General features: G+C 41.1%; 2 protein-coding genes. Both read right to left on the reverse strand.

Translation table 11 applies throughout. From position 1 onward, the window contains the following. Positions 1–79: 79 nt before the first annotated feature. A complete protein-coding gene (rpoC, locus tag WDC_RS08560; protein ID WP_044011446.1) occupies positions 80–3,718 on the reverse strand; it encodes a DNA-directed RNA polymerase subunit beta' in 3,639 nt (1,212 codons plus the stop codon). Between the two features lie 45 nt (positions 3,719–3,763). After that, the gene (gene rpoB / locus WDC_RS08565) at positions 3,764–7,360 is read right to left on the reverse strand and encodes a DNA-directed RNA polymerase subunit beta (RefSeq protein ID WP_156127023.1); all 3,597 of its coding nucleotides are present in this window, start codon (positions 7,358–7,360) and stop codon (positions 3,764–3,766) included. Between the last annotated feature and the right edge of the window lie 227 nt (positions 7,361–7,587).

Genomic DNA, 7,587 nt, shown 5'->3' on the forward strand with positions numbered 1-7,587 from the left:
GCTGGTATCAGATTCAAACTACGAATCTGATACCAGCTTTTTTGTGTTATACCACGACACTTAAACGTGGCAGTTTGCACTATTCTTTTTCTTTCATCTGTTTCTCAATATCGCTAATCGAATAAACTCCGTCAGTTGATGCTACACCAACCTCTTTGGGCTTAATACCACGATATTCAGCCATTCCAGTACCGGCTGGAATAATTTTACCGATGATAACATTTTCCTTCAAACCGACTAGTGGGTCGTTTTTGCCACGAATTGCCGCATCTGTTAACACACGAGTGGTTTCTTGGAAGGATGCAGCTGATAAGAAACTGTTTGTTTCCAAAGCAGCTTTCGTGATTCCCAAGATTACTGGTCGACCAGTAGCTGGAATACCGCCGGCAATCAATGTCTTGTAATTGTCATCACGGAACTCATCGACATCCATTAAGGCTCCTGGCAATACATCGGTATCACCTGGATCCATGACCCGTACCTTACGCATCATTTGACGAATCATGATCTCGATATGCTTATCTAGGATTTCAACCCCTTGCATACGGTAAACTTTTTGAACCTCAGCAAGAAGATACGTTTCAGTAGACAACACATCGCGAACTTGAAGTAATTCTTTTGGATCAATTGAACCTTCATTCAAAGCAGTTCCACGGTGAATGAAATCACCTTCAGCTACTTTCATCCGTGCTGTAATCGGCAAAGTATAAGTTCTAGTATCGGTTTCACCCTTAATAGTAACTTCCTTCGTTCTTTCCGCAGGATTTTCTTCAATCGACTCAACACTACCAGTAACTTCGGTAATTTCAGACTTACCTTTTGGATTCCGTGATTCAACAATTTCTTGAATACGTGGAAGTCCTTGAGTGATATCTTCGTTACCAGCCACACCACCGGTATGGAAGTTACGCATTGTTAGTTGTGTTCCTGGTTCACCAATTGATTGTGCAGCAACGGTTCCGACAGCTTCGCCGGCTTCAACCTTGTCACCGGTGGCAGCGTTACGACCGTAACAATGCTCACAAACACCATGTTTAGTGTTACATGTGAATGCTGAACGAATTGTAACTTCAGTCACACCTGCATCGATAATTGCCTGTGCAGCATCTTCGTCGATCATTACGTTTCTACCAATAATTTGTTCGCCAGTTTCAGGGTTCTTAACTGCCTTCATTGTGTAACGGCCTAAGATGCGATCGTACAATGGTTCAATCATTTCGTTACCTTCAGTGATTGCTTGTACTCGAAGACCACGATCAGTACCACAGTCTCTTTCACGAACAATAACGTCTTGGGCAACGTCGACCAAACGACGAGTCAAGTAACCTGAGTTAGCAGTCTTCAAAGCAGTGTCGGTCATTCCTTTACGGGCACCGTGAGTAGAAATAAACATTTCCAACACAGTTAGACCTTCACGGAAGTTTGATAGAATAGGTAGTTCCATGATTTTACCATTAGGAGCAGCCATCAATCCACGCATACCAGCTAATTGAGTAAAGTTTGAAATATTACCACGGGCGCCAGAATCACTCATCATGTTGATTGGGTTATGCAAGTCCATGCTATCAATCAGTTTTTGCTGTACTTCATCTTTAGCATCGTTCCAAATACCGATAACCCGTTCATATCGTTCATCATCCGTAATCAAACCACGACGGAATTGCTTCGAAACTGTTGCAACCTCTTTATGAGCATTGGCAATAATTTCTGGTTTTTCTTTCAGGTCAGTAATATCTGAAATACCCACCGTCAAACCAGAGATGGTTGATTCGTAGTAACCCAAATCTTTCATCCGGTCTAATAGCAATGAAGTAGCTGTAACTTTATACTTCTTATAAACTTCAGCAATAATATCTGACAAGAACCCTTTCTTAAATGGTGGAATCAAAGGTGTATCACTAAGATGAGCCTTCAAGTCCTCACCAGAACTAAGGAAGTATTTATCATTAATACCAATTGTTAAATTATCATTAGTTGGTTCATTTAAATATGGGAAGTCGGTTGGCAAAATATCGTTAAAGATCAATTTACCAACAGTCGTGACCATAATTTTACTTTGTTGGTCGGCTGTGAATGGTTTAGCTGACATTGATGAAGTTAACACCCCAACACGTGAGTGTAAATGCACGTAACCATTTTGATAGGCTGTTTGAGCTTCATTAATGTCCTTAAAGATCATTCCTTCACCTTCACGACCAGCTTCTTCAGTCGTTAGGTAATAGTTACCAATAACCATATCTTGTGATGGTGTAACCACTGGTTTACCATCACGAGGAGCTAAAATATGACCAGCAGCAAGCATTAGTAACCGTGCTTCTGCTTGTGCTTCGTCAGATAACGGAACGTGAATCGCCATTTGGTCACCATCAAAATCGGCATTGTAAGCTTCACACACAAGTGGATGAACTCGCATTGCTTTTCCTGATACTAGCACTGGCTCAAAAGCTTGAATTCCCAAACGATGCAATGTAGGTGCTCGGTTAAGTAACACTGGGTGTTCTTTAATCACATCTTCCAAAACATCATAAACGTCATCATCTTTACGATCGATCTTACGCTTAGCATTCTTAATGTTAGAAGCTAAATCACGCTTAACCAATTCTTTCATGATAAATGGCTTGAATAGTTCCATTGCCATTGGGACAGGTAACCCCATTTGGTTCATTCGTAATGAAGGTCCCACATCGATAACGGAACGACCAGAATAGTCAACCCGTTTTCCAAGTAAGTTTTGACGGAATCGTCCTTGCTTACCCTTTAATAGATGAGAAAGTGACTTCAATGGACGGTTACCAGGACCGGCAACTGGACGGCCACGACGACCATTATCAATCAAAGCATCAACGGCTTCTTGCAACATCCGTTTTTCGTTTTGAACGATAATACCAGGAGCGTTCAAGTCTAACAAACGCTTGAGACGATTGTTACGGTTGATAACTCGACGATACAAATCGTTCAAATCAGAGGTCGCAAATCGGCCACCTTCAAGTTGAACCATCGGACGCAAATCAGGTGGCATAACTGGAACAACGTCCATAACCATCCAATCAGGTTTGTTACCTGACTTAATAAATGCTTCCAAAATATCCAATCGACGAATCGCACGAGTTCGTTTCTGGCCTGAAGCGTCTTTAAGTTGTTCCTTTAACTCGCCGGCTTCTTTTTCAAGATCAACTTGATCAAGCAACTTGCGAATTGCTTCAGCACCCATTTCAGCACTGAATTTGTTGCCGTATTCTAGCTTCTTATCACGGTAATCACGTTCTGATAATAATTGTTTCTTTTCAAGTGGTGTATCGCCACCATCTAAAACAACGTATGAAGCGAAGTAGATGATTTCTTCTAAGGCCCGTGGGCTCATATCCAATACCAAGCCCATCCGACTTGGGATACCCTTGAAATACCAAATATGAGTTACAGGTGCAGCCAACTCAATATGGCCCATCCGCTCACGACGAACTTTAGAACGAGTAACTTCAACCCCACAACGATCACAAACAACACCTTTATAACGGATTCGTTTGTATTTACCACAAGCACATTCCCAATCCTTGGTTGGACCGAAAATCCGTTCGTCAAACAAGCCATCACGTTCTGGTTTCAAAGTTCGGTAGTTGATCGTTTCTGGTTTTTTTACTTCGCCATATGACCAGCTACGAATCTTATCTGGTGATGCCAGACCGATTTGCATGCTTTCAAAATTATTGACATCAATCAAAGGATGCTCCTCCTTAATTTAATAACTACAATTATTATTAGCGAATTAATCTTGTTTTGTTTCTTCTTGTGGTGCCTGTTCATTTGGTGCAATGGCTTGTGTTTGGCCTTGTTGCTGTGCTTGTTGTTCAGCATACTTGCTTAATGCATCAACGTTGACAACATCATCGCCATCGTCATCCATATCACGGAGTTCGATTTCTTGATTCTTGCCATCCAGCACTTTCATATCCAAACCAAGTGCTTGTAACTCTTTAACTAGCACACGGAAGGATTCAGGAACACCAGGCTTAGGAATTGGTTCACCTTTGACGATTGCCTCATAGGTTTTAACACGACCAACCACATCATCAGACTTGTAAGTCAAGATTTCTTGCAATGTGTATGCAGCACCATAAGCTTCAAGTGCCCAAACTTCCATTTCACCAAATCGTTGGCCACCAAATTGTGCTTTTCCACCAAGTGGTTGTTGTGTAACTAGTGAGTAAGGTCCGATTGAACGTGCATGGATCTTGTCATCAACCATGTGGGCGAGCTTCATATAGTGCATGACACCAACTGCAATACGGTTATCAAACGCTTCACCGGTACGACCATCGTATAAGACAGTCTTACCATCAGAAGGTAGCCCTGCTTCTTGCACAGCATCCCAAACATCATCATCGGTAGCACCATCAAAGACAGGTGTTGCAACGTGAATGCCTAATTTCTTAGCAGCCATTCCCAAATGCAATTCAATAACTTGTCCGATGTTCATACGTGAAGGCACACCCATGGGACTAAGCATAATGTCAATTGGCGTACCATCTGGCATGTATGGCATATCTTCTTGTGGAATAACCACTGAGACAGTACCTTTGTTACCATGACGTCCGGCCATTTTGTCTCCAACTTGAAGCTTACGTTTTTGCGCAATGTAGACACGAACCATCATGTTAACACCAGGTGATAATTCATCCCCGTTTTCACGAGTAAAGACTTTGACGTCTTGAATGATTCCGCCGCCACCATGAGGAACTCTCAATGAAGTATCACGAACTTCACGTGATTTTTCACCGAAAATTGCATGGAGTAAACGCTCTTCAGCTGATAATTCAGTCACACCTTTAGGAGTAACTTTACCAACCAAAATGTCACCATCTTGAACTTCAGCACCAACACGGACAATTCCATCATCATCAAGGTCTTTTAATGCATCCTCACCGACATTAGGAATTTCACGAGTCATTTCTTCTGGTCCAAGTTTAGTGTCACGAGCTTCTGATTCATATGATTCAATATGAATTGAAGTATAGACGTCATCACGAACTAAACGTTCATTAATCGCAATCGCATCTTCGAAGTTATAACCTTGCCATGTCATGAAGGCAACTAATGGGTTTTGGCCTAATGCCAATTCACCATTTTCCATTGAAGGACCATCAGCCAAAATTTCATTAGCATCAACCTTGTCACCTAATTTAACAATTGGACGTTGGTTGTAGTTTTTACCACCATTAGAACGGCGGAATTTCATTAGTTTGTAATTATCAAGGGTATCATTGTCACGACGAACGCGAATTTCACGAGCATCCACGTATTCAACTGTTCCAGCATACTTAGCAATCAAAGCAACACCAGAGTCATGCGCTGCCTTGTATTCGATCCCAGTACCAACTAGTGGTGAATGAGGATCTAATAATGGAACAGCTTGACGTTGCATGTTGGCACCCATCAAGGCACGGTTAGAATCATCGTTTTCCAAGAAAGGAATACATGCAGTGGCAACAGAAACTACTTGCTTAGGAGAAACATCCATGTAGTCAATATTTTCAATACTTGTTTCGATATTATCTGATTGTGATCGAGCCATAACAACGTCATCAACAAACGAACCATCATCTTGTAATGGTGAGTTAGCTTGTGCAATAACGTAATTATCTTCTTCGTCAGCAGTCAAATAATCAATTTTATCGGTAACTTTGTGAGTCTCCCATGAAACACGACGGTATGGTGTTTCGATAAAGCCATACTTGTTAACCCGTGCATAGCTTGACAAACTATTAATCAAACCAATGTTAGGACCTTCTGGTGTTTCAATCGGACACATCCGACCGTAGTGAGTATAGTGAACGTCTCGAACTTCGTATCCGGCACGATCACGAGTTAAACCACCAGGTCCAAGAGCTGACAAACGACGCTTATGAGTTAATTCACCCAATGGGTTCGTTTGATCCATGAATTGTGACAGTTGTGATGAACCAAAGAATTCCTTGATTGAAGCCACAACTGGACGAATGTTGATCAATTGCTGTGGTGTCACTGTGGCACTATCTTGAATTGACATCCGTTCACGAACCACACGTTCCATTCGTGACAAACCAATTCTAAACTGGTTTTGAAGTAATTCACCAACTGAACGAATACGACGGTTACCCAAGTGATCGATATCATCTGTGTTACCGATGCCTTCTTGTAAGTTAAAGAAATAACTCATTGAAGCCAAGATATCTGCTGGTTGAATATGCTTGAGTTTTAAGTCAATATGACCGTTTCCAATCATTGGTACTTCACGCTCTGGATCAAGCTTTGAGTATACCATGATCTTTTGTAGCTCAACTGGTTCAGTCACAACGGCTTCTTCAGATGGATTATATGTGATGGTCTTAAAATCAGTTTGATCTAAATACGGTGCTAAAACACGCATCACTTCTTTGGTAACGACATCACCCTTTTGAGCAATTACTTCACCAGTTTCTGGGTCTGCTAATGTTTCAGCTAATGTTTGATTTAACAAACGAGTCTTCAAATCAAGCTTCTTGTTCGTCTTATAACGACCAACTGAAGCCATATCATAACGCTTCGGATCAAAGAACCGGGCAGTTAACAAGCTTCGTGATGAATCAGCAGTTTTAGGTTCACCTGGGCGAAGCCGTTCGTAAATATCTTTTAACGATTCTTCAACACGTGAGTCTTCGTTATTTTTATGAATATCCTTGTCTAAGGTTAGTGATAATGATTCATTGTTACCAAGCATATCAATGATTTCATCATCAGAACCGAATCCTAATGCCCGAACTAACTCAGTCAGCGGCACTTTTCGAGTCCGGTCAATACGGACATACAAAATATCCTTGGCATCTGTCTCATATTCGAGCCAAGCACCACGGTTTGGAATAAAGGTTGCCCCAAAGCTAGGACGACCATTTTTATCTAATTCTTCATTAAAGTAAATTCCTGGCGAACGAACCAATTGTGAAACGATTACCCGTTCAGCACCATTAATGATAAAAGTTCCTTGATCCGTCATTAATGGAAAATCACCAAAGAATACATCTTGCGATTTAATTTCACCAGTTTCATGGTTTGTTAAACGTAGAGTTACATGCAAAGGAGCAGAGTAATTGGCGTCATGTTCACGCGCCTCATCCACCGTATACTTCGGATCTAATAATTGATAATCAACAAATTCTAAGGATAAATTTCCTTGGAAATCATCAATCGGCATAATGTCATCAAACATTTCCCGCAGACCTTCGTCCAAGAACCATTGATAAGAATCGCTTTGGATTTCGATCAGGTTAGGCAAATCAAGAACTTCCTTGATTCGTGAGTAACTACGACGGGTACGGTGTTTACCGTATTTAACTAAATGTCCGGCCAAGCTGTTCACCTCTCAAATTTATTCAGTGCGTTTATCTCAAAAATAATATTACAATTTGATTACAAATTGTTTTTAACCCTACTTTTGAGCAAAAAAAATCCAAAAACAGCACTGGCTGTCTTTGGTTTCTATGAAGAACCCGATGGACAATAGATCACCCGGCTCAAATAAACTCACAGTTACATACAGAAAGTAGTATATGTTTTTTATACTAATAAGTCAAGCGG

The sequence above is a fragment of the Paucilactobacillus wasatchensis genome, from assembly GCF_000876205.1.
Classification (GTDB): Bacteria; Bacillota; Bacilli; order Lactobacillales; family Lactobacillaceae; genus Paucilactobacillus; species Paucilactobacillus wasatchensis.